24 protein-coding genes and 1 pseudogene are annotated in these 21,722 nt (G+C 67.4%); 6 read left to right on the top strand and 19 right to left on the bottom strand.

Features of this window, described 5'->3' with window-relative positions; genetic code table 11:
• Nucleotides 1-6: 6 nt before the first annotated feature.
• From AC5Y46_RS23170 to AC5Y46_RS23145, 6 genes and pseudogenes are all read right to left on the bottom strand, one after another.
• On the bottom strand, nucleotides 7-441 hold the full coding sequence (locus AC5Y46_RS23170) for a hypothetical protein (RefSeq protein WP_499993290.1): 435 nt from the start codon (nucleotides 439-441) through the stop codon (nucleotides 7-9).
• Nucleotides 442-603: 162 nt separating this feature from the next.
• Nucleotides 604-786, bottom strand: coding sequence for an integrase core domain-containing protein (locus tag AC5Y46_RS23165; RefSeq protein ID WP_499993323.1), 183 nt, complete (start codon nucleotides 784-786; stop codon nucleotides 604-606).
• 17 nt (nucleotides 787-803) lie between these two features.
• Nucleotides 804-1,182 (bottom strand): annotated as a pseudogene (locus AC5Y46_RS23160) (IS1380 family transposase); the annotation flags it as partial.
• Nucleotides 1,183-1,412: 230 nt separating this feature from the next.
• Nucleotides 1,413-1,907 carry a DUF456 domain-containing protein gene (locus tag AC5Y46_RS23155; protein WP_499993287.1) on the bottom strand — a complete coding sequence of 165 codons (495 nt, stop codon included), beginning with the start codon at nucleotides 1,905-1,907 and terminating at the stop codon, nucleotides 1,413-1,415.
• 15 nt (nucleotides 1,908-1,922) lie between these two features.
• Nucleotides 1,923-2,378 (bottom strand): nuclear transport factor 2 family protein, encoded by a 456-nt coding sequence (locus AC5Y46_RS23150; RefSeq protein ID WP_499993285.1) that lies wholly within the window; start codon nucleotides 2,376-2,378, stop codon nucleotides 1,923-1,925.
• Nucleotides 2,375-2,851 (bottom strand): DUF3237 domain-containing protein, encoded by a 477-nt coding sequence (locus AC5Y46_RS23145; RefSeq protein ID WP_499993282.1) that lies wholly within the window; start codon nucleotides 2,849-2,851, stop codon nucleotides 2,375-2,377. Before AC5Y46_RS23145 ends, AC5Y46_RS23150 begins: the two co-directional genes overlap by 4 nt.
• Before the next feature lie 92 nt (nucleotides 2,852-2,943).
• Between AC5Y46_RS23145 and AC5Y46_RS23140 the strand changes: the two genes are divergently transcribed.
• Nucleotides 2,944-3,573 (top strand): winged helix-turn-helix transcriptional regulator, encoded by a 630-nt coding sequence (locus AC5Y46_RS23140; RefSeq protein WP_499943926.1) that lies wholly within the window; start codon nucleotides 2,944-2,946, stop codon nucleotides 3,571-3,573.
• A gap of 4 nt (nucleotides 3,574-3,577) precedes the next feature.
• Here the strand turns inward: AC5Y46_RS23140 and AC5Y46_RS23135 are convergent, their stop codons facing one another.
• From AC5Y46_RS23135 to mtnA, 3 genes are all read right to left on the bottom strand, one after another.
• Complete coding sequence (locus tag AC5Y46_RS23135; protein ID WP_499943927.1) at nucleotides 3,578-3,931, bottom strand: VOC family protein; 354 nt, start codon at nucleotides 3,929-3,931, stop codon at nucleotides 3,578-3,580.
• Between the two features lie 79 nt (nucleotides 3,932-4,010).
• A complete protein-coding gene (locus tag AC5Y46_RS23130; protein WP_499943928.1) occupies nucleotides 4,011-5,597 on the bottom strand; it encodes a PE family protein in 1,587 nt (528 codons plus the stop codon).
• A gap of 277 nt (nucleotides 5,598-5,874) precedes the next feature.
• Nucleotides 5,875-6,849 (bottom strand): S-methyl-5-thioribose-1-phosphate isomerase, encoded by a 975-nt coding sequence (gene mtnA / locus AC5Y46_RS23125; protein ID WP_499943929.1) that lies wholly within the window; start codon nucleotides 6,847-6,849, stop codon nucleotides 5,875-5,877.
• 59 nt (nucleotides 6,850-6,908) lie between these two features.
• On the opposite strand from mtnA, the gene AC5Y46_RS23120 reads away from it, so the two are divergent.
• The 3 genes from AC5Y46_RS23120 to AC5Y46_RS23110 are packed head-to-tail and all read left to right on the top strand — an operon-like array spanning nucleotide 6,909 to nucleotide 11,650.
• Nucleotides 6,909-8,219 (top strand): VWA domain-containing protein, encoded by a 1,311-nt coding sequence (locus AC5Y46_RS23120; RefSeq protein ID WP_499943930.1) that lies wholly within the window; start codon nucleotides 6,909-6,911, stop codon nucleotides 8,217-8,219.
• A 41-nt stretch (nucleotides 8,220-8,260) separates the two neighbouring features.
• Entirely contained in the window at nucleotides 8,261-10,843 is a 2,583-nt protein-coding gene (locus tag AC5Y46_RS23115) for a flavin-containing monooxygenase (protein WP_499943931.1), read from the top strand.
• Between the two features lie 45 nt (nucleotides 10,844-10,888).
• Entirely contained in the window at nucleotides 10,889-11,650 is a 762-nt protein-coding gene (locus tag AC5Y46_RS23110; protein WP_499943932.1) for an alpha/beta hydrolase family protein, read from the top strand.
• A 2-nt stretch (nucleotides 11,651-11,652) separates the two neighbouring features.
• On the opposite strand, the gene AC5Y46_RS23105 is transcribed toward AC5Y46_RS23110, so the two are convergent.
• The 8 genes from AC5Y46_RS23105 to AC5Y46_RS23070 form a co-directional block, all read right to left on the bottom strand.
• On the bottom strand, nucleotides 11,653-14,265 hold the full coding sequence (locus AC5Y46_RS23105) for a LuxR C-terminal-related transcriptional regulator (protein WP_499943933.1): 2,613 nt from the start codon (nucleotides 14,263-14,265) through the stop codon (nucleotides 11,653-11,655).
• 56 nt (nucleotides 14,266-14,321) lie between these two features.
• Nucleotides 14,322-14,510, bottom strand: coding sequence for a hypothetical protein (locus tag AC5Y46_RS23100; protein WP_499943934.1), 189 nt, complete (start codon nucleotides 14,508-14,510; stop codon nucleotides 14,322-14,324).
• 63 nt (nucleotides 14,511-14,573) lie between these two features.
• Nucleotides 14,574-15,086 (bottom strand): hypothetical protein, encoded by a 513-nt coding sequence (locus AC5Y46_RS23095; protein ID WP_499993278.1) that lies wholly within the window; start codon nucleotides 15,084-15,086, stop codon nucleotides 14,574-14,576.
• Nucleotides 15,087-15,156: 70 nt separating this feature from the next.
• Nucleotides 15,157-15,657 carry a hypothetical protein gene (locus tag AC5Y46_RS23090; protein WP_499993277.1) on the bottom strand — a complete coding sequence of 167 codons (501 nt, stop codon included), beginning with the start codon at nucleotides 15,655-15,657 and terminating at the stop codon, nucleotides 15,157-15,159.
• Nucleotides 15,658-15,671: 14 nt separating this feature from the next.
• Nucleotides 15,672-15,974, bottom strand: a complete 303-nt coding sequence (locus AC5Y46_RS23085) for a DUF732 domain-containing protein (RefSeq protein WP_499943936.1) — start codon at nucleotides 15,972-15,974, stop codon at nucleotides 15,672-15,674.
• 110 nt (nucleotides 15,975-16,084) lie between these two features.
• A complete protein-coding gene (locus AC5Y46_RS23080; RefSeq protein WP_499993276.1) occupies nucleotides 16,085-16,744 on the bottom strand; it encodes a class I SAM-dependent methyltransferase in 660 nt (219 codons plus the stop codon).
• 5 nt (nucleotides 16,745-16,749) lie between these two features.
• Entirely contained in the window at nucleotides 16,750-18,240 is a 1,491-nt protein-coding gene (locus AC5Y46_RS23075; protein WP_499943938.1) for a bifunctional phosphatase PAP2/diacylglycerol kinase family protein, read from the bottom strand.
• Nucleotides 18,241-18,330: 90 nt separating this feature from the next.
• Nucleotides 18,331-18,645, bottom strand: a complete 315-nt coding sequence (locus AC5Y46_RS23070; protein WP_499993275.1) for a hypothetical protein — start codon at nucleotides 18,643-18,645, stop codon at nucleotides 18,331-18,333.
• Between the two features lie 95 nt (nucleotides 18,646-18,740).
• On the opposite strand from AC5Y46_RS23070, the gene AC5Y46_RS23065 reads away from it, so the two are divergent.
• Nucleotides 18,741-18,971, top strand: coding sequence for a hypothetical protein (locus AC5Y46_RS23065; RefSeq protein WP_499993273.1), 231 nt, complete (start codon nucleotides 18,741-18,743; stop codon nucleotides 18,969-18,971).
• On the opposite strand, the gene AC5Y46_RS23060 is transcribed toward AC5Y46_RS23065, so the two are convergent.
• On the bottom strand, nucleotides 18,968-19,840 hold the full coding sequence (locus tag AC5Y46_RS23060) for a glycoside hydrolase family 16 protein (protein WP_499993271.1): 873 nt from the start codon (nucleotides 19,838-19,840) through the stop codon (nucleotides 18,968-18,970). The genes AC5Y46_RS23065 and AC5Y46_RS23060 overlap by 4 nt on opposite strands.
• A 62-nt stretch (nucleotides 19,841-19,902) precedes the next feature.
• Nucleotides 19,903-20,916, bottom strand: a complete 1,014-nt coding sequence (locus tag AC5Y46_RS23055; RefSeq protein WP_499993269.1) for an NADP-dependent oxidoreductase — start codon at nucleotides 20,914-20,916, stop codon at nucleotides 19,903-19,905.
• Nucleotides 20,917-20,963: 47 nt separating this feature from the next.
• On the opposite strand from AC5Y46_RS23055, the gene AC5Y46_RS23050 reads away from it, so the two are divergent.
• Entirely contained in the window at nucleotides 20,964-21,680 is a 717-nt protein-coding gene (locus AC5Y46_RS23050) for a DUF3060 domain-containing protein (RefSeq protein ID WP_499993268.1), read from the top strand.
• The last annotated feature ends 42 nt before the right edge of the window (nucleotides 21,681-21,722 follow it).

Below are 21,722 nucleotides of genomic sequence, written 5' to 3'. Positions count from 1 at the left end.
GCCTAGCTAGTTGCCTTGGACAGAATCACCGGTGCAAATGTTGTAGTGGCCAGCCGGGTTGAATGTCTCGCCTTTGCTCGGGAAATACCATTTAGCCGCTTGGTACATCAGTTGACCGTTGCAGGTGCCGAGGTTGTAGGCGACGATCGTCGCCGGTTGGGAAACCGCCTGTGCGACGTTGCCGCCAGGGGGCACCCAGTTGGCAGTCCCGGCGCCTGTAGCTTGTTCTTCGCCCCATGAGGACCAGGTAATGTCCCAGATCATGCCAGTAGGGTCACCGCCGTTGTAGACCGTGGCCGGCTGCACTGCCCCATAACCCTGCTGGTTCGATGCCCAGACGCGGCCCAGGGTTGGTGATTGGCCGGCTGAGGCTCCGGCGGCCCCAGCTATCGCAACTCCGACCAATACGGCGACGACGCGTAACGACTTCAGCACGTCCATGAATCCCCCAAATTTCTGATGACACCGTAACTATGACACGTCAGCGGTGGGATGTCGGCGGGGCAGCCAAGATGGCCCGCCGGGCGGGCTGTGCAGGTCAACAACAAGGCATCCGCCGACTATGGGGCGCCGAGTGGGGTTCCCCAGAAAAAGTGGACGCGGTTAGGTTGCTTCCGGGGTGACTTTCAGTGATTGCTCGTAGGTGATGGGTGAGCGCATTCCGATCGCTGAATGCCTACGTCGGTGATTGTAGAAACGCATCCAATTGTCAACTGCTGCAATCAGTTCCGATTTTGTGTGGAAAGTATGCCGGTAGTAGTACTCGTGCTTGAACGTCGACCACAGCGGTTCGGCGCCGGCGTTGTCCGAGCAGATACCCAGGCCGCCGCGCGGGCAGCCGCCCGTGCGCCACGCACCCGGGCAAGTGCGCAGCGTCGATGCGCTCATCGACCAGACGCCACATCGTGGTCGTCGACGCCTTCGCCCCGCACACGTCCTCACGGTCGCCGCACAACTGCCCGACACCGTCGATGCAGTCCGCCCCGTCGGCGACCGCAACCGCCAGATCGGCGAACACCTCGCCAGGTGCATACACCCACGGACCGCTAACACAGCGGTGACCTGCGCCGATAACCCGGTCCGATCGGCGAGTTCGCGCAGCATGCCCATCCCGGCATGCTGCGCGACACCACCGCCGTCGGCCGACACTTTGACCCGCGAAGAGGCCGCGATATTCTTCACCTGCGAGGTGCCTTCCAGCTGGAACGATCCGAACCTTAGACAAGTCCGATTATTCCTTGCAGGACAGGCACTTTCGCTTATCTACACACCGCCACAAGCGACATTCCACGAAAAATCCGGGCTAGCGCGGCCATCGTCGTGGGGTTGGCCTCGGCACGTGGTGCGATACCGAATTGCTAGAACGGGCTCACTTTGTGCCAACGAACGTCCATTCCGGTTGCCGAGATGAATCACGATGCCAACTGGGTTAGGCCCATCCCGAACGCCCACGCAACGGTGGCGAGCAGTGCGCCGGCGAGCTCGACACCCATCGACAACGCGACACCTTTCACGGCGTGCTTCGTCGAAGCCCATGCCAGCCGCTGGTCTCCGCGGGCGGCCAGCTCCGCCGCGTAGACGCCCAGCACGAAGCCGATCGCCAGGCCGATCACCGGGATCACGAAGAAACCAATGAGGCCCAGCCCCGCGCCCGCCGCCAAACTCAGCGTGCGCACGTCGGCGGCACGCATCCGCTTCACCGGCCAGGTGTACTTGATAAATGTCGCCGCACCAAGCAGGACGACCACCACGCCGAGCGTCACCCACGCGGTGATGTTGTTCTCCACGACGGCCCACACCACGATCGCACCGAGCACCAGCAACGTGCCCGGCAATACCGGCACCACGATGCCGATGATTCCGACGGCGATCGCGAGTGCTACGAGGACGATGCCGACAGCACTCATCTTCTCAAGGTATCTCTAGTGGCCGCTACGGTTCGTGTCCACCAGCGCGGAAGCAGCCCGATCCTCAACAAACGTTTTTCGCGCGCTGACCAGGCGCCCGAAGGCGACACCGTCGACGAATGTGTCTTTACGCGCTACCTGCCAATCGTCGGTCACGGTCACCAGATCGATGCAGTCCCAGCTGACCGCCCGACCGGGTCCGTCGTCCTCCGGCAACAAGCACGTCAGCGTCCAATCCAAAACCCAATGCCGAGAACCGAATTGGGTTCGGTGGACGTCGAACCCGAAGCCGGGGAGTGCGGCGAACATGGCCGTGAACTCGTCATGCACGGCGACACGACCGGTCACCGGGCCTCGGCCGTGATGCAGCCAGAACATGGTGTCTGCGGCATGGAGCGCGACGATCGCGTCGACGTCGCGGGACTCCCAGGCCAGTAGGTAGCGCCGGTAGAGGGCGCGCAACGCGCTCATCGGACCGCGAAAACCCGGTAGCGGACCTCAGAAAGCGACACCTCGTTGATCGCCACCGTGTGAATTGCGTTGAGCCACCGGTAGCGGGGATCGTCGGTGTCGAACAGGGGGCTGGATCGGGCGATCATCTCGTCGTGCCGGATCAGCTCGCCCGCCGTGAATCGGTCGGCCGCCGCACGACTCATGTGCACCCGGCCGGTGTTGGTGACGTGGATGTGCGCCCCGTCGTCCGTCCGCAGCGTGGCCCGAACATCCAGTCGTGCCACCCGGTCGGTGCCGAACAGTATCCAGTCGCCGCCGCCCGGCAAGATGTCGCCGGCGATGCGGGGACCCACGCAGCGCCCACGCCGGACCACGTAGGTGAATCGGGTACCGACCGGCGTCGGGAAGATCTGCACCGGGTCGAATTCGATGCGAATGTCGAGCAAGTGCTCCAGCGACGGGCGTGCGTCGATATCGACGAGGACGGTCATAGTGGTTCCTTCCGACACTCCGAAGCTACGCCTCTCACTTGGCAAATCAAAGTGACGACTTGGAATAGTCAAGTATCTGATACCGTCATGGCGTGGCAGCCAAGTCGTACGGTCAGCATTGCGCGCTGGCGAAAAGCCTTGACCTGGTTGGCGATCGCTGGACATTGCTCGTGGTGCGGGAGCTGCTCGACGGTCCGCGCCGTTATGTCGATCTGCTGCATGGGCTGTCACCGATCGCGACCGACATGCTGGCGGCACGGCTGCGGGATCTGGAAAACAACGGCTTGGTCGCGCGTCGCGACCTGCCGCCACCGGCCGCGGCGAAGGTCTACGAATTGACCGACGAGGGCCGTGCGCTCGAGGACGTGGTCAATGCGTTCGCCCGATGGGGCCGTCGTCTGCTCCACACTCGCAATCCCGGCGATCAGGTGCGTCCCGAATGGCTCGCCAGGGCGGTGCGGGCGTACGTGCGAGCCGAACGACCCGGCGTCGACCTGGTGCTGCAACTGACGACGCCGGAGGGATCGACCACGTTGCACATCGACGAGAACACCGTCGAACCTACGACGGCAGAGCCGGACGTCACCTTGAGCGGCCCGGTGGAAGCCCTTGCGGCAGCGACGAATCCAGCTCATTTCGCCGACTTGGTCTCGTCCGGAGCCCTGACCGTCGAGGGTCGCCGCGCCGCCGTGCGTCAACTCGCGGTGATATTCGGTCGATAGCCGGTTAATAAACTTCGCGAAAACCGCTGATCAAGGTGATCGTGTTGCCATCCGGGTCGATCAGCGCCGACAGCCGCACTCCCTTGTTCACGTCCTGGATCTCCCCCGGCGCGTATCCGCGCTCGGCGAGATCACCGACCGCCGCATCCAAATCCTCGACGGCGAGGTTGACCGCCGTCCTGCCGGCCTTCTCCGCGTCGGCGAAAACCTGGATCCAGCCCGTGCTGGTCGACCGCCACTCGGCCAGTGTCGGCATCGGGTTGTTGCTAGGCGGCGCACCGAAGAAGCCGGAGTACCAGTGCGTTGCCGCTTCGATGTCGGTCACCGGAACGACCGCCAGCACATGCTGTACCTGCATTGAGTGCCTCCCTTCCGGTTGGTAAGACTCCGACCGGAAGGCAAATTCATCGGCAGACCAGCAGTAGCTCAGGATCGGACTACGGAACCCCGGGCGATCCGTCCAAACCGAGCACCCCGCCGGTGCCGCCGGCGCCGGCCTTTCCGGCTTTGCCCGGGTTGACGCTGGTGCCGCCGCTGCCGCCGTCACCGCCATTGCCGATCAGCAGGGCGTTGCCACCCTGACCACCGTCGCCGCCGACGCCGCTCGGGTTGATGGTGACGTTCATCCCGCCGTCACCACCGTGGCCGCCGTTGCCGATCAGCCCGGCCGTGCCACCAGCCCCGCCCTTCCCACCGATAATCGCGCTGGTACCGCCGGCGCCGCCGGCGCCGCCCTCGCCGAAGAGCAATCCCGCCTGGCCGCCGGCCCCACCGTCCCCGCCGATCGCGGCGTTCGAGGCGGCACCACCGCCGCCACCGCTGCCGCCGGTTCCGATGAGCATGCCGGCGCGGCCGCCGGCCCCGCCCTTCCCGCCGATGGCGGCTGATGTGCCGCCGGCACCGCCCGTGCCGCCGGCTCCGGCGAATAAGCCGGCCGCGCCACCGGCCCCACCGTCACCGGCAAACAAGCCCCCACCGCCACCGGCGCCGCCGTCCCCGCCATCGCCGAAGAACATGCCGGCCGCCCCACCGGCCCCGCCACTACCGTTGATCGCGCCGCCGCCTCCGCCGGTGCCGCCGGTCCCGCCGTCACCGCCGAAGGTGCCCCCGTGGCCACCGGCCCCGCCATCACCGTTGATTGCACCGGCTTTGGCGCCCGCACCGCCGAAGCCGCCGGTACCGCCGCTACCGACGAACCCGCCGGCACCGCCGGCACCGCCCGGGCCCGCGACGGCGGTCTCGGTGTACCCGCCCATCCCGCCAGTCCCGCCGCTGCCGAACAGCCCCGCGGTGCCACCGACTCCGCCCGCCCCACCGTTGCCTCCGACGCCGTTACCGCTGCCACCCGCGCCACCGGCGCCGCCCGAGCTGAACAACCCGCCTGCCCCGCCCGCGCCGCCGTTGCCGCCGGAGCCCGCGGCGTTGAATCCGCCGGCGCCACCGCTGCCACCAGCGCCGAACAAGAGCCCACCGGCTCCACCGGTGCCGCCGTTGGTGGTGCCCGGACCGCCCGCCCCGCCTGCCCCACCGGTGCCCAGCAGCCCCGCGGCGCCGCCGGCACCTCCGTTTTGACCGGCCCCGCCGGACCCGCCGTTGCCGCCGCTGCCGATCAGGATTCCGCCGGCTCCGCCGTTGGCCCCACTGCCCGGGGCTCCGTTGATTCCGTTGCCGATCAGGGGACGCCCGGTCAGCGCCAGGAAGGGCGCATTGATCGCGGTGAGGACAGGTTGCAGGGGTGTGGCGGCGGTGGCTTCAGCACTGGCATACGAGGCCGCACCGGTAGTCAAGGTCTGCACGAATTGATCATGAAACGCCGCCGCCCGGGCGCTGATCGCCTGATATCCCTGGCCGTGCCCGGAAAACAGCGTCGCGATTACTGCTGAGATCTCGTCGGCGCCCGCCGCCAGTACCGCCGTCGTCTGCGCTCTCGCGGCAACGTTGGCGGCGTTCAACGCCGATTCGATATCGGCCAGATTCGCTGCTGCCGTTGCCAGCGCCTCTGGCGCTGCGAATAGAAACGACATATTGGACACCTCCCAGTGCGCCATGGCGCTCAGGCCATGCCCCCCCGGGGAATCGCCGCGATCAATATGCGGCTAGATACATGATCTCGCTTCAGAGCACGACATCGTGGGGTTTCGCCGAGATTGAGGGCTGACATCGACCCGTCGGTGTGAAACGTCGGCTTTGATTGTGAATCCACGGCTTCGCCGGTGAGCGCAGGGCGAAAAAATCGACGATTCCTCGCCCAGGCTTCACCCGCAACGCCCAGGCTTCACCCGCAACGCCCAGGCTTCACAGTCAAAGCGAGGGCGGGGCGTAGCGCCCGCGCTCGGTGACCACCGCGCTGATCAATCCAAACGGCGTCACGTCGAAGGCGGGGTTGAACACCGCGGCATCCAACGGAGTGACGGCAGACCCGGCAAAGGTCCGCAGTTCGTCAGGCGCGCGTTCCTCGATGGCGATTTCGGCACCCGTGCCAAGCGACCCGTCGATCGTGGACGAGGGTGCCACGACGACGACAGGCACATCGTGGTGACGCGCCGCGATGGCCAAGCCGTAGGTGCCGATTTTGTTGGCGACGTCGCCATTCGACGCGATCCGGTCGGCGCCGACGAGCACGCAGTCGACGAGGCCACGCGCCATCGCCGCCGCGGCCGCGCCGTCCGGTTGCACCCGGTACGGCACACCCGCCTGGGCCAGCTCCCAGGCGGTGAGCCGGGCGCCCTGCAGCAGTGGTCGGGTCTCGTCGACCAGCACCGACTCCACCAGTCCGCGCTCGTGCAGATGCCAGACGACGCCCAGCGCGCTGCCCCACGCCACGGTGGCGAGATGGCCGGCATTGCAATGACTCAGCAACCGCAGCGGCCGGCGACCGCACAACTCCAGGACGATCTCGGCGGCGCAAGCGGATGCGGTCCGGTTCAGCCGCTCGTCCTCGTCGAGAATTTCCAGGGCTTCGGCGAGCACGGCTTCGGCACCCTGGTCCAGCCGCTCCAGCGCACGTGCCACTCCCCAGCTGAGGTTCACCGCGGTCGGTCGGGCCGCCGCAACTCGATGAGCCGCAGCCCGGACGTCGCCGCCCTCGCAGACCGCGAGCACCACGCCGAGCGCGCCCGCCGCCCCCAGCGCCGGCGCTCCGCGCACGGCCAGGCGACGGATCGCGTCGATCAGCTCGTCGACCGTGCGCAGCCGCAACAGGCGGTAATCAACCGGCAGCGCGGTCTGGTCGATGATCGTGACCGCATCGCCGTCCCAGTCGATGGTCCTGTGCACCAGCCGACCCTACGCACGCCCGTTTACGCTGTAGCCACGATCGGACGAATCGGAGGGTCATGGCCGAGTTGACCAAGGGCGCCAACGCACCGGTACCCACTGCCGAGCTGACCGTCGAAGTCAGTTGGCAGGCCGTCGCCGGAGTCGATGCCGACGCCAGCGCGCTGCTGCTGACCACGGCGGGAAAGGTGCGCGACGACACCGATCTCATCTTCTACAACCAGCCCACCTCGCGTGACGGGTCGGTGCGGCACACCGGTTCGATCCAGACGGGCGGGGACCGCCTGGTGGTCAACGCACCGGCCGTCCCCGACGTCGTCGACCGCATCGCGTTCGTGGCCTCCATTCACGACGCCGCCGCCAAGCGTCAGTCATTCGCGCAACTGCCCGGACTGTCGATCAAGGTGTCATCCGGCGGCACACCGGTGGCGAGCTATTCGATCTCTGGGCTGACCACCGAGACCGGACTGATCTTCGGCGAGTTGTACCGCCGGCAGGGCGCGTGGAAGTTCCGCGCGGTCGGCCAGGGCTACGACACGGGGCTGGCCGGCATCGCGACCGAGTTCGGGATCTCCGTCGACGACAAACCGGCCACGCCGCCGCCCGCGCCCCAAGCGCCCCAAACGCCGCAAGCGCCGCCGACGATCGACATGAACAAGCAGCGACAGATCAACCTGCGCAAGGCCGTCTCGGACAAGTCGCCGGTACTGCTGAAGAAATTCGACGCCGCCACCGTCTCCCTGGAAAAGCGGGGATTCCTCGGCGAGCGCGCCGAGGTGATCCTGGTGCTCGACGTCTCCGGCTCGTCGCGCCCGTTGTTCAGCAACGGCAGCTACCAGGAACTCATCGACCGGTTCCTCGCTCTCGCACTGCTTTTCGACGACAACGGCACCGTCGACACCCTCCTGTTCGATCACCGCGTGCACGAAGGTGAACCCGTCACCCTGGCCAACCGCGAAGGCTGGACCGACCGCGCCATCAACCGCAAGGGCATCTGGGGCATGACGAAGTACGCCCCGCCGATCGAGCAGATCGCCGGCAATCTGGAGCGCGGCGCCCGGCTGCCCACCTACGTCGCCTTCATCACCGACGGCGGCAACAGCGACCGTAAGAACGCCGCGGACGCCGTCCTGCGCGCGTCCGGGTTGCCGATGTTCATCCAGTTCATGGCGATCGGGCGGGAAAGCGACTTCCCGTTCCTGCACAAACTCGACGAACTGACCGGCCGCGAGATCGACAACGCCGGGTTCTTCGCCGTCGAGCAGGTGCGGGCACTGAGCGACGAAGCGTTCTACGACAAGGTCATGACGGAGTTCCCGGATTGGCTGGGCGCGGCGCGTAATGCCGGCATTGTCGGCAGAGGGTTCTGAGCGCTCTACCAAAACGCGCCCCAGTGGCCAATGATGGGCGCATGAGTGATGTACACCACACCGATGTGGACGTCGTCGTCGTGGGCGCCGGCTTCGCGGGCCTGTACGCCGCGTATCGCTTGCGGTGCGCGGACCATTCGATGCGCATCTTTGAGGCGGGCGACGATATCGGCGGCACCTGGTATTGGAATCGCTACCCGGGGGCCCGCGTCGACATACCGAGCCTGGACTACATGTTCAGCTTCGATCCGGAGTGGTCGCGGGACTGGCAGTGGTCGGAGAAGTACGCCACCCAGCCCGAGATCCTGCGGTATCTGAACCACGTCGCAGACAAGCACGACCTTCGTCGCGACATGCAATTCGGCACCCGGGTCACCCACGCGCACTGGGACGACGATCTGCCCGGGTATCATGTGCGCACCGACGACGGCCGCGAAATCACCTGCCGCTACCTGATCATGGCGACCGGCTGCCTGTCGGTGCCGAAAGAGCTCGACATCCGCGGCATCGAGAACTTCGCCGGTGAGGTGTATTTCACCAGTCGCTGGCCACATGAGCCGGTCGACTTCACCGGTAAACGTGTCGGGGTGATCGGCACCGGGTCGTCGGGGATTCAGTCGATCCCGCTGATCGCGGCGCAGGCCGCGCAGCTCACGGTATTCCAACGGACGCCGTGCTTTTCGATCCCCGCGCACAACGGTCCGATCGCACCGGACAAGCTGGCCGCGCTCGCCGACGACGGTGCCTACCGGCAGGCGGCCCGGTACTCGTTCGGCGGGGTGCCGGTGGAACGCACCATCACCCCGTGGTTCTCGGTGCCCCTCGAGGAAAGGCAGCGACGATACGAAGAGTGTTGGCGGCGCGGCGAATTGCTGGAGGTGCTCAATCTCTACGCCGACACCATGAGCAACCCGCTGGCCAACGCCGACTTCGCCGACTTCGTCCGCGCCAAGATCCGCGGCATCGTGCACGATCCACAGACGGCGGATACGTTGTGCCCCACCACCTATCCCGTCGGCGCCAAACGACTGTGCCTGGACACCGGCTACTACGCCACGTTCAACCTGCCCCATGTGCGGCTGGTCAACCTGCAGCAGCAGCCGCTGCTGGGCGTGTCGAGCACCGGGATCGACACCGCCGGTGAGTCTTTCGAATTCGACGCGATCGTGTTCGCCACCGGCTTCGACGCCATCACCGGCGCGGTCGCGGCGATCGACATCGTCGGCCGCGACGGACTCGAGCTGAAGACAAAATGGTCGAACGGTCCGGACACGTACCTGGGGCTGACCACCGAAGGGTTCCCGAACTTCTTCCTGATCGCCGGCCCCAACAGCCCCTCGGTGCTGTCGAACATGGCGGTGTCGATCGAGCAACACGTCGACTTCGTCGCCGACACGCTGACGTATCTGCGCAACCGCGGCTTCGACCGGATCGAACCCACCGTGCTCGCCGAGGCCGGCTGGATGCAGCACGTGGCCGATGCGGCAGCCATAACACTGTTCCCGCAAGCGAATTCGTGGTACGTCGGCGCCAACATCCCCGGCAAGCCGCGGGTGTTCATGGCCTACGCCGCCGGGGTCGACTTCTACCGGGTGGCGTGCGACGAGTTGGTGGCTCGCGACTACCTGGGTTTCCGGTTGTCCGGCCAGGACGGTTCGCAATGCAACGACGGCATAATCCGCCGCTTGCAGCCCGACGTCCAGATGGTGCTGGAGCAGATGGCGTTGTTGGACCTGCCGCCGTTGGAGTCGCTCGGCGTCGACGGGATACGGGCCTTCATGGACGAGACCAACCTCGCGCGCCCACCCGGCCCCGACGTCGGCGCAATAGTCGACGGAACGCTACCCGGCGCTGCCGGCCCGCTGAACTACCGGTTGTACCGGCCCGCGAGTCCGGGTCCGCATCCCGTCGTCGTCTATTTCCACGGCGGCGGTTGGGTTCTCGGCGACGCGGCATCCGACGAGCCGCTGTGCCGCGACCTGTGCGTGCGCAGCGACACGCTCATCGTGTCAGTGGACTACCGACATGCCCCCGAACACCGATTCCCGGCGGCATTCGAAGACGGCTGGGCCGCTGCGCAATGGATCGCCGAGCACGCCGAAGAACTCGGCGGCATTCCCGGCCAGCTCGTCGTCGGCGGCTGGAGCGCGGGCGCCGGAATCGCCGCCGTGGTCTGCCAATTCGCCAGGGAGGCGGCCCGGCCGACCATTCTCGGGCAGGCCCTGCTCACTCCGGTCACCGATTCCGACCAGACCCGACCGTCTTACCTCGAGAACGCCGAGGGCTACGGTCTGACCGCCCCGCTGATGGCCTGGTTCTTCGACCAGTACGCCGACCCGGACGTCCGCACCGACCCGAGGATCGCCCCGTTGCGCACCCCGGATCTGTCGGCGCTGCCACCGGCGGTCGTGGTGGCGGCGGAGTTCGACCCGCTGCGCGACGAAGGTATCGCGTACGCGGAAGCCCTTGCGGCAGCCGGGGTTCCGACCGAGCTCGTGCGGGCGAGGGGGCACACGCATCTGTCGCTGACGATGGTCGACATGGTGGTGTCCGGAGCCCCCGTCCGGGCCCAGATCGCCGAGGCGCTGCGGGGTTTCTTCGCACTCAGCGCGGCCACGCACTGACGCCGCGCGTTGTCACGAGCACGGTACGACCACAGGCGATAGACGATGGGCGAACGCGTCACCTTCGAGAGTTCCACGGGCCCGAACCTGGCCGGGATCGTCGACCCGCCGGAACAGGAATCGCGCGGCTGGGGTGTGTTCGCCCACGGCTTCACCCTGGGCAAGGAATCACCGGCGGCGGCTCGCATCTGCAAGCAACTGGCCTCCGACGGGATCGGCATGTTGCGCTTCGACGCGCTGGGACTCAATGGCTCCGAAGGCGACTGGGGAGACGGGTCGTTCACCGTCAAGGTCGACGACATCGTCAAGGCCTGCGAGTTCATGGCGGACCGCGGCACGCCTGCCGACATCCTGGTAGGGCACTCGTGGGGCGGCGCCGCGGTACTCGCCGCGGCACACCAGGTGCCCGGTGTCCGCGCGGTCGTAACGGTAGCCGCGCCGGTGGACCCCAGCCACGTGGAGAAGCACTACGACGCGGTGGTGGACCGCTGTCTGTCCGAGGGCAGAGCCGAATGGATGGTGGGCGGGCGCACACTGACCCTCAAACGAGCGTTCGTCGAGGACGTCCGCGCGGCCCATCTGCACGACAGGATCAAGAGCCTGCGCCTGCCGCTGCTGATCCTGCACTCACCCACCGACAACACCGTCGACATCGAAAACGCCAGCGAGATCTTCCGATTGGCCCGTCACCCGCGCAGCTTCGTTTCCCTGGAGGGCTCCGATCATCTGCTCACCGCCCGCGGCCAAGCTCGCCGGGCCGGACGCATCATCGGCGCGTGGGCCGACGCATATCTCGACGAGTCCTGACGTCAGCGTCGTAGCAGGGCCGCGAGTTCCTCGCGACTGGAGACGCCGGTCTTGGCCATGGCTCGATAGATGTGGCCCTCGACGGTGCGCACCGACAGCGTCAGACGTTCGGCCACCGCACGGCTGGACAGGCCCTCGCCCAGCAGCGTCACGATCTCATGCTCCCGCACGGTGAACGGAACGCGCGTGCTGGCCTGCCGTAGCGCGGGCGTCGACGCCCCGCCGCAGCGCTGGGCCAGCGCGTCGGCCCGCGTCGAGCAACCCAGCGCCGATCCTCGTAACCCCTTGTGGCGGTAGGTGATTGCCGCATGGGCAGCCGCATCCGTCGCGGCCACCAGGTCGCCCATCTTTTCGAACTCCTCAGACACCGAGGTTAATCCGGCCGCGTCACCCGCATTCAACGCGGCAGCGAACCTGGCGGCCACCGCTACCCGGGGACCCTCGACGATCGTTTCCAGCTCCCCCAACCGGACCGCGACCGAGCCGTCGCCGAACTGCGCCGCGGTCTGCAGGCACACCACCTCGGAGCCGAATTGACCTCTCGCACACGTCTTTTCGGCGGCAGACAAGGCGATCTTGATCGCGTCACTGACGACACCCTGGGCGGCAGCCAGCCAGGCGCGGGCGAGTTCTCGTTCATACTCGACGAAGCCGTAACTTCGGTGGTGTTCGGTTTCGACTGCGTCGAGCGCGGCGGCCGCTTCGTCGGTCCGGCCGGACATGGCCAGCGCCGTGGTGAGCGGAACGAGGTAGCGGTAGCGAAATCCGTTGGAATCGCCCATGAACAACTCGACCACGGTCCCCAGCAGCGCCCTTGCTTCGTCCAGTCGGCCCGACGCGGCGGCGACCCGGCCCCGGATCCCCATGCTGAGTTGCTGGGCGACACCGGGAACGTCGGTCGTCTGCCGGCGCGCCTGCTCGGCCAGCGAACCCGCCTCAGTCAACCGGCCACACTGCAGCAGCGCGCCGACATGCCGGTCGACGATCAGGAGCCGCATGTGCGCGGCCGTGCCCACGCGCTCTGCATAGGCATAACCGATTTCAGCCGCCCGGCTGGCCTCCGCAGCGCACCCCGCGTCCCCGTGCGCCACGGCGAGCGCCCACGCCGCTGCCGAGCTCATGATTCCGGGCAGTTGCTCGAGATCCAGGCCGGCGCCGAACTCCCGGGCCTTCGCAGGCTGCGCCATCGACGCCCAATAAACGGTCAGGTAGGCGTCGGACCAGCTGCGCGTGTCCGCCGTCGCCATCCCGGCGGCTTCGTCGAAATGTCGCTTCGCGCCGTCGGGATCGGCGAGTGCCCACAGCTTGCTGAAGCCTCGATGCCCGAGCAGGTACACGTGGTCGGCCACGCTGAAGCCCTCGGTCGGAGTGGCGGCCACCACCGCGTCGGCCTCCTCGCCGCGGCCTTGCCACGCCAGCGCGAACGAGCGGATGTGGTAGGCCTGCACTCCCGCGCCCGCCTGGATCGCCGCTTCGGCCAGCCGGTCGGCCAGCGGAGCATCGGCCAGGAACATGGCGCCCTCGGCCGCGGTGAGCAGCAAGCCCGGGTCTGCCGGAAGGTCGGAGTCGACGCTCAATACCGCGCGCCGCACCACCATTCGCGCCTCGTCGCGTTCCGGGGACGCGGCCAACTCTTCGGCGACCCGGCCCCGCAGTCGGCGCAATCTGGTGGGCGCGGCCCGTTTGCGGCGCAGCTCGCCATACAGCGGGTGGGCCAGCCGGACCTGCACGCCGCCGTCGACCGTGGCCAGCGTGATCAAGCCGCGCACGTCGGCTTCCTCGACGGCCACCGGGTCGGTGATCCGCGACAAGGACGCCAGCTCGATCGGCTCCCCCACCGCAAGCGCGTCCACCACCTCGCCGACCGCGCCCGGGAGGGTGCCCATCCGCGACTCGATCAGTTCGGCCAAGCTGGGCGGCACGACGGGTTCACCAGTCCAGCGCCAGTAACCGTGCCGTATAGCAAACCGTCCGTCGGACACCTCTTGCTCGACGATGTTGCGCAGATACAGCGCATTGCCGCGGGTTAGTTTCCAAATGCGTTGCGCGGCAGCGGGATCCACCGGACCGTCCAGTGTTGCCGACAACAGCGTGGCGACCTCGTCGGCCGAGAGGGGTTGCAGGTCGAGCCGTTCGAATGCGGCACCGCGCCACACGTCCTGCACCGCAACGGGAACCGGCTCGCCACTGCGGATGGTCAGTAGGACTTTCGCCGCGCGACGTTCGACGATCTGGTGCAGGACGAACGCCGACAAGTCGTCGAGCAGATGCGCGTCGTCGACGGCGACCGCCACCGGTGTGCGGGGCGCTCCGGCGGTCAGCGACTCGATCACGTTGCGGACCAGATGCACCAGCTGGCTGTGGTCGGGATCCGGCAGACTCACCCACGAAGCGAAGGCCCCCAACGGAAGCGATCGCGCGGATGCGCTGCCGACCGCCCAACGGATCTCATACCCTTCGGCGGCCGCCGCGGCGAGTGCTTCATGCGCCACCCGGCTCTTTCCGACGCCGGCGGTGCCCCAGACGATGATTCCGGACGCCGTGGCGTCGGAAATGGCGGCTTCGATGACCGCCAATTCCTGCGACCGTCCGATCAGCGGCCACGAAAGACGCACGCCGATAGCGTAGCCCGCTACGCAACTGACGGAAGCCGATTCTGAACCTCGCGCCGCTACTGTTGCAGGGCAATGAGTTTCGCCTCAGCCAGCCGATAGACACCGTCGAGGGAACCGTTTTCGACACCGACGTATTCGCAGATCACTTCCCGCGCGACACCGGCGTCGCGCAGCCGCAGGGCCAGCGAGTACGGCAGCGGGAGTTTGCGCAGCGCTTGCTCACGCTCGCTCAGAACGTCGGACACCGCATCAGCGTGCGGTCCGGCATCCGGGATCGACTGAGTAGCGCGGTACTCGATTCGGCAGCTTCAGGGATTACGCACGCATTCGTAGGTCAGCGGAACCTCCGGGCCCGACTCCACCACCTCGAAACTGTCCACCCCGACCTTGCTGAACGACTGGGCGGTGATCCCGAGGCTTTCCCATTTGGCGGTGTTGTTGGAATCGTCGGCGAACGTCAGGGGTATCTGCCCGCCGTCGGCCAGCAGCATCCCATATGTCTTGAGCGCCTTGATGATCACCTTCTCCGAGGCCGAGAACGGTGACTCGTCGAAGTCGGCCTTGAGCCGGAACCGCACCCCGTAGGGAGGAGCGTTCGGGTCCTCGCTGTCCGGGCCGCCGGCGTGCGTCGCCGGACGCACGTACACCTTCGCCTTCATCCGGGGATTGGGCAGGATGAATCGCAGCGGGTGGTTGACCGCACCCGCGGCGACTTCGTCGGCGGTGGGCAGCAGCGCAGCGATCGGGAACCCGGCGGCGTCGGCACTGGTGCACTGGTCACCCCGCAGCGTCTCCGGGTACTTCTTTTTCAAATCCCACACGAAGAAGGCGTGCGCGGTTATCGAATCGCCCTTCTTGCCGCCCAGATAGATCTCGTACAGCTTGTGCTCGTCACTGTTCGGCGACCAACAGGTGGCAGTCGCTCTGGCCGTCGGTGCTGCCGGTCACGTCGCAACTCAAATCCGACGAACCCTCGAAATGGGCGCCGGCCGGCACCGGCATCTTGGCCGGAACCTTGTCGCAGTCCGGCCCGCCGTCGCAGTAACTGTCGTCGGCGACCACCTGCATGCGTGGTGAGTTCTTGTCGGCGAAGAACAGCGGAATGGAGAAGTCGACCTGGAAAACGTTGTCGTTGCCCCAACCACCCATGTTGCTGAGCGCGGCGATGATGGCGGCACTGCGCGCGGAGACCTTGGCTCCGCTGACGTTGTTGGTGAACGGCTGGTTCCCGTCGAACAACGGTCCCCCGGCACCGGGTTTGCCGCCGCTCGGCTGGGCACTCGAACCCGGGCTGGAAGCGGCGGGTTGGTTGCTGCCGCCCTTACTGCACCCCGCGCACACCAACACCAGCGCGCAGAGCACGGCCAGCGTCTTGCTGCAGTTGTTGCCCACAGCGCATCGCTGAATCAGTGGTTGGCGAAGTCGGGGCAGAGGTTGGTCGTCGAGGCGCTGACGAACAACGTTCCCTGGCTGAAGCCGTACCGCTGTTCGACCTTGGTCATCTCGTCCAGCACCGAAGCACCACCGCGCAGGTCGCTGCACACCTGGTTGCCCGCGGCAATCGTCTGGGCCGGAGTCTTGTTCGGCAGGTGGACGTTGTTGACCTGCAGCTCGTCGAGGAAGCTGTTGGGGTCGGCCGCCGCCGATGGCGCCCAGACCACGGCCAGGACGGCCAGCGCGGGTGTGGCGAGTCGCAGCATCGTTTTCATGGGCGGGTCCTTTCGCACGGTTGCTGGAAACGCGTGAGCCGCACCCCCGACATATGCGTTCAGCTAGGACGATCTTTGCGCATTTCGGCTGTTTTGAATAGCCGGATCATTCAATCCGGCCGACGCGCGTGGTAGATCGAGAAGGATCCCGTCACCGTCGGAATAACCGCTTTCTCGGCGACGTCCACGAAGCCGGCCTGCCCGATCAACTCCGGCAGGATGCCGTCTGCGTTGGGCTGGGTATCGGCCTTGCCGTCGACGCGTTGCACGCCCCGGAACAGAAACCGCATCAGCGCGCTGCGCTGCCATCCGTAGTCGGCGATGACGAGTTCGCCGCCGGGCCGCAGCAGCGCGAACATGTTGGCGATGATCGCCTTCTTCATCGGCACCGGGCATTGATGCAGCACCAGACTGGACACCGCTCTGTCGGCGCTGCCCGGCCCGACGCGTTCGGCCGCCTGGTCGCCCATGGCGTGCACGAATTCCACGTCCACACCGGCCTTGCGCACCTTGTCCCGCGCAATGTCCAGGATCTGCGCGTCGGGGTCCACCCCGATCACCCGCGCGTCCGGCTGCGCCTGCTTCACTCTGATCGCCAAAGATGCTGTGCCACAGCCGATATCGACAACAAGCTGACCGGACTGCAGACCGAGTTGCGCGATCGCGGCCGAGCGCCAACGCTGCTCACGGGTCAGTAGCGCGATGACCGTGTCGTAATACCTGGTGTACTTCGGGTCGCCTGCGGCCGGCGTGAACGACGGTGTCGACATGAGCGTCAGTCACCCGGCCGATAAACCGGAAGCGCCCGATATTTCGACATGAACGTGGCCTCGTCGTACTTGTCGCCGACCTCGCCGTCGTGGGCGATCACCGTCGGCCCGTCCACGGCGGTGAAGGTGAACTGCGGCACCTGCATCTCGTGGTACAGCGGGCTGCGTTGCAACCGTCCCAGCGCGAGGGCCGCCACGATCCTGGTGCGCGCCAGCCGCCGGCCGGTTTCCAGAATGCGCACGTCGATCAGTCCGTCGTCCATCCTGGTCCGCCGGGCCGGCGCGAATCCCGTTGGCAGATAAAGGGAATTGCCGACGAAGAACAGCGATGTCTGCAGCGTCTTGTTGTCGTAGCGGATGCGCACCGGCTGTTCGTTGCGCAGCGTGCTCAGCATGGCGTAGAACCCGGCCAGCGGCTTGCCGATGCGCCGCTCCAGCTTTTCGCGCCTGCGCACGAACGCGGGGTAAGCGCCGATGCTGGCGGTGTTGACCACCATGTGGCTTTCGTTGAGGCACATCAGGTCCACCGCCGCGACGCTGCCGCGACGGACCGCCTGCACGGTCTTGGTCACCGTGTCGCAGCCGATGTCCTTCGCGAAGTGGTTGAACGTGCCGGCGGGAAAGACCGCCAGTGGCAGCTGCGCTGCGACGGCGACGGCCGCCGCCGCGGACACCGTGCCGTCGCCGCCGGCGACACCGAGTACCTCGGCACGTGCGGCGGCGTCGCGCAGCACCGGTATCGGGTCTTCACCGGGCACCAGTTCGACGATCTCGGTCTGCGGCAGTTCGGCACGAACCTGTTCGAGGACGCGGGCCCCGGTGCCGCTGCCCGAGGCCGGGTTGACCACCAGCACGATGCCCGAGCCGTCCGGCCGCTCCGGCACCGGAACCCACAGCGGTTCGGTTTTCGGCAGCGAGGTCTCGACGATCGGCGGCACCAGGCGACTGCCCGCGACGGCGATGCCGGCCCCGATGCCGAAGCCGATCACGACGTCGCCGGGATAGTGGGCGCCGGTGGCCACCCGCGACAGTCCGACCAGACCCGCCAGCACGGCCAAACCGAAGCCCAGCGGCGGATTTTCCAGACCCACACCGACCGCGAACGCGGCGGCGCTGGCGGAGTGCCCGGACGGCAGCGAGTTCGAGGTCGGCCGGCGGCGCGGCCGTCTGATCAGCGGGACCGACTCGTAACGCGGACGTGGGCGCTGCCGAATCCGCTTGGCGCCCTGGTTGGTGAACAGACTGGCCACTCCGAGCGTCACCAGTCCCCGCACCGCGCCGCGCCGCGCCGAATGCTTTCCAGTCGCGAGCAGGACTGCGGCGATGGCAAACCACAGCTTGGAATGGTCGGCCGCCCGGGTCAACGGCGGCATCGCCGTGTCCAGCAGCGGCGTCGGAGTCTCCGCGATGGCCTCGAACAGTTCGCGATCCAGCGCCCCCAGCCCGCGGGTGATCTGTTTGATGCTGTGCAGTGGTCGCGTCGGCCGCAGGTTCACCAGGCCAACCTTAACGCGTCAGCGCATTCGGCTCGGATCGCCGGGATGCGGACTCAGCGACGAGGTTTCGATGGTCATCCACCCGGACGATCACGTCCGTTCGCCTTTCCGGCGCAGGGTCCAGGCCGGCACCCAGTGCGTCACCGCCTTCTGCCTGGCCCCGAACTGCACCGGATAGGTCACCAGCCCCCACCAGTCGCCCTGCTCGCAGATACCCCAGCAGCTCAGCGTGCCCTCCACCACCTTGTGCAGCTGCAAACCGCTGGGGTGGTAGCGGCCGGACCGGTGTGGTTCGCGCGGGAACAGCGCGGTCAGGTCGACCAGCACCGCGACGGGCGGACGCACCACGCGGAACGGGCCGCGCAGCGGTTGCCCGTTGTATCCGATCGACGCCAGGCGACCCATTTGTCGATCATACGTTCGAACGAAATCCCGGCCCAGGTTTCGTCAGACCCTGCTCGGGCAATTCATCGGAGCAACAAGTCCGGAAGGGGATTCCCATGAAGACCGTTGTCGCCGCCGGCATCCTCGCGGCAGCAGGCGGGCTGATGACCACCGCGGTCGGCCTTGCCAACGCCGACGAAGTGCAGGTAGAGGGCACCTATTCGACGCTGGCCGCGTGCCAGGCCGACGGCCCGCACGTCGAGATCACGCACAACGACGGCGCCTACACGCATTGGGATTGCCGCCAGGGCGCTGACGGGCTGTGGAACCTGTATCTGAGTAACTAGAAGACGCGCACCCAGTCGACGAGCATGTCCGACGGGTAGTTGCCGGCCGCGGGGTCACCGCCACCGGATCCGCCGACCGCCAGGTTCAGCACCGGGAACACGGTGTAGCCGGGGTCGTTGAACGGCCATTCCTTGAAGGGCTCGTCGAGGTTCTCGATGCCGGTGGCCGGCACCGAGAAGTAGGGCGGCGCGCCGTCGGTGTAGTCGACCCAGAAGTACATGCCGGTGACGTCCCAGCGGACGCGCCAGTTGTGCCAGGCGCCGTCCACACCGATCGGGTGCGTCTCGAACGCCGTCCCGTCCGGGTTGGCGTGCACTGTGGTGCCCGACGGCCAGGTGCCGTTGCCGTACCACTCGATCAGGTCGATCTCACCGCTGCGGCCCGGATCGTCGTTGGACAACCACCAGGCGGGCCACATGCCCGGCCCCAGGCAGTTCATCTTGATCCGGGCTTCCCAGGTGGTGCCGACGCCGCCCCGCCACAGACCGTGGACCAGCCCGCCGAAGACCCCGCCGCCGTCGCGCGTGGCGCGCAGCACCAGGTTGGAGTTGCCGTCCAGGAAGACGTTCTGCCGACTGTCGCGGTACTGACCCCAGAACTGCGACTGGTCGAAGCCGACCGGATTACGGATCGGCGTGCGGTGATTGGAAATGGCCCACTTGGACGGGTCGGGGGCCGAGCCGGCCGGACCGTCGAACTCGTCGTGCCAGATGAACGCGCCGGACGCGCCCGCGGCCGGGGCGGCCGGCGCGGGGACCGGAGCGGCCGGTCGGGACGGGCTTGCACCCGCCGGGGGGGTCGGGATCGCGGCTGCCAGCGCGCCGAATCCCGCCATCATGATCATGCGGCGACGGTCCATCTGTGGCATGGCAAGGGACGATAGCAGCCCGCCCGGTGCTGCGCGGAGTCTGGCGACGTGTGCCGCGCGACTCAGCCGGGATCGCTGACCTTGACCAGGGTCTTGCCGATGTTCGCCCCGGTGAATAGTCCGTTGAGGGCGTCGACGCACGATTCGATGCCGTCGAAGATGGTCTGGCGGTGCCGCAGCCGTCCCTGAGCTTCCCAGCTGCGCAGGTTGGCGAAGGCCTCGTCGAAGCGACCCCACTGGTCCAGTGCGTTGAACCCTTGCATCAGCGCGGTCTTGGACAGCAGGTTGACGTAGTTGGCCGGTCCCGGGTGCTCCCCCGTGAGGTAGCTGGAGATGACCCCGCACAGCACGACCCGGGCCTTGGGTGCCAGCCGCCCGAGCGCCGCGTCCAGGATCGGTCCGCCGACATTGTCGAAATAGACGTCCACCCGGCGCGGGCAGTGTTGCTTCAGCGCGGCCGCCAGGTCGTCGTTCTTGTAGTCGATGCAGGCGTCGAAACCGAAGTCCTCCACCACCGCTCGGCATTTGGCCGGGCCCCCGGCGATGCCCACCACCCGGGCCCCGGCGATCTTGGCGATCTGTCCCGCCACCGATCCGGTCGCGCCCGCCGCGGCCGAGACCACCACCGTCTCCCCCGGCTGCGGTCGGCCGATGTCGGTCATGCCGAAGTAGGCGGTGGCCCCGGTGGGGCCGTACACCGACATGATGGCCAGTTGGTCGTCCTCGCCCGGGATCGGTGTGCTGAACACGTCATCGCGGATGATGACGTATTCCTGGAAGCCGGTCAGTGTCGTGACGATGTCGCCGACAGCGTATGCGTCGCAACGGGATTCGACGACCTCCCCGATTCCGGCGGCCCGGATGACTTCGCCGATCTGCACCGGCGGCAGGTAGCTGGGCTGGTCGTCGAGCCAGGTCCGGACGGCAGCGTCCAGGCCCACGTAGGTGGTGCGCAGCAGTGCCTCCCCGGCCGCGGGCGCCGGCGCCGGACGGGTGACCAGTTCGGTGTCGTCGGGCTGGACGAGCCCAGCGGGACGGCGGCGCAACAGGACCTGACGATTCGGCAATGCGGGCACGGACGCGAGCCTATTCGCCCGTGCTGTGGATATGGGAACATCTGCCCATGAACCCGCAGGACGACCCGGAAGCCCGGATCCGCGAGCTGGAGCAGCCGCTGGCAGACGCGGCGCGCGCATCCGAACTGGGCTCTGACAGCGGCGGCGGCTACAGCTATCCGCCGCCGCCGCCGCCGGGGCCGGTGCCGCCCCCGGTCAACGCATCGATGGGGCCCGGTGGGCCCCCGCCCTATGGCTACCCCACCCCCTACCCCGGTGCGACGCCCCGATCGTCATCGGGGTTCCGGTGGTTCTGGATTCTGGCCGCCGTCGCCATCGTCGGCGTGCTGGTGCTGGTGGGTGGCATCGCCGCCTACGTCGCCCGCCAGTTCTCCGACACCGAAACCGCCGTCACGCCTACCACGTCGGCGACCGCCGCCACCGGCGGCGCCACGGCACCGCAAACCGGTAAGACCCGCGCGCCGAGTTCGGCGCCGTCACCTTCGGCGACCGCACCGGCCGGCCAGGAGGTGGTGGTCTCGGGCATCAACGAGAACCGCACCGTGACCTGCAATGGCAACACCGTCACCGTCAGCGGCATCTCCAACACGGTGACCCTGACCGGTCACTGCGCGACGGTCACGGTGTCCGGCTTGCAGAACATCGTCACCGTAGACACGGCCGACACCATCGACGCATCCGGCCTGAACAACAAGATCACCTACCACTCCGGCTCGCCGAAGATCAGCAAGAGCGGCGGCAACAACGTGGTCGAGCAGGGCTAGCTAGTGTCACGCGTCTGAATTTGGTTTACGGGTGTGGGGCAT

It is taken from the genome of Mycobacterium sp. NGS59, from assembly GCF_059812345.1.
Note: the sequence above shows the minus strand (reverse complement) of the source record. Positions and strands in the feature narration are given on the sequence as shown.

Coding starts and splice junctions, on each gene's coding strand:
- AC5Y46_RS23170 (WP_499993290.1), bottom strand. CDS start 441: ATGGACGTGCTGAAGTCGTTACGCGTCGTCGCCGTATTGGTCGGAGTT.
- AC5Y46_RS23155 (WP_499993287.1), bottom strand. CDS start 1,907: ATGAGTGCTGTCGGCATCGTCCTCGTAGCACTCGCGATCGCCGTCGGA.
- AC5Y46_RS23150 (WP_499993285.1), bottom strand. CDS start 2,378: ATGAGCGCGTTGCGCGCCCTCTACCGGCGCTACCTACTGGCCTGGGAG.
- AC5Y46_RS23145 (WP_499993282.1), bottom strand. CDS start 2,851: ATGACCGTCCTCGTCGATATCGACGCACGCCCGTCGCTGGAGCACTTG.
- AC5Y46_RS23135 (WP_499943927.1), bottom strand. CDS start 3,931: ATGCAGGTACAGCATGTGCTGGCGGTCGTTCCGGTGACCGACATCGAA.
- AC5Y46_RS23130 (WP_499943928.1), bottom strand. CDS start 5,597: ATGTCGTTTCTATTCGCAGCGCCAGAGGCGCTGGCAACGGCAGCAGCG.
- AC5Y46_RS23120 (WP_499943930.1), top strand. CDS start 6,909: ATGGCCGAGTTGACCAAGGGCGCCAACGCACCGGTACCCACTGCCGAG.
- AC5Y46_RS23115 (WP_499943931.1), top strand. CDS start 8,261: ATGAGTGATGTACACCACACCGATGTGGACGTCGTCGTCGTGGGCGCC.
- AC5Y46_RS23110 (WP_499943932.1), top strand. CDS start 10,889: ATGGGCGAACGCGTCACCTTCGAGAGTTCCACGGGCCCGAACCTGGCC.
- AC5Y46_RS23085 (WP_499943936.1), bottom strand. CDS start 15,974: ATGAAAACGATGCTGCGACTCGCCACACCCGCGCTGGCCGTCCTGGCC.
- AC5Y46_RS23080 (WP_499993276.1), bottom strand. CDS start 16,744: ATGTCGACACCGTCGTTCACGCCGGCCGCAGGCGACCCGAAGTACACC.
- AC5Y46_RS23070 (WP_499993275.1), bottom strand. CDS start 18,645: ATGGGTCGCCTGGCGTCGATCGGATACAACGGGCAACCGCTGCGCGGC.
- AC5Y46_RS23065 (WP_499993273.1), top strand. CDS start 18,741: ATGAAGACCGTTGTCGCCGCCGGCATCCTCGCGGCAGCAGGCGGGCTG.
- AC5Y46_RS23060 (WP_499993271.1), bottom strand. CDS start 19,840: ATGCCACAGATGGACCGTCGCCGCATGATCATGATGGCGGGATTCGGC.
- AC5Y46_RS23050 (WP_499993268.1), top strand. CDS start 20,964: ATGAACCCGCAGGACGACCCGGAAGCCCGGATCCGCGAGCTGGAGCAG.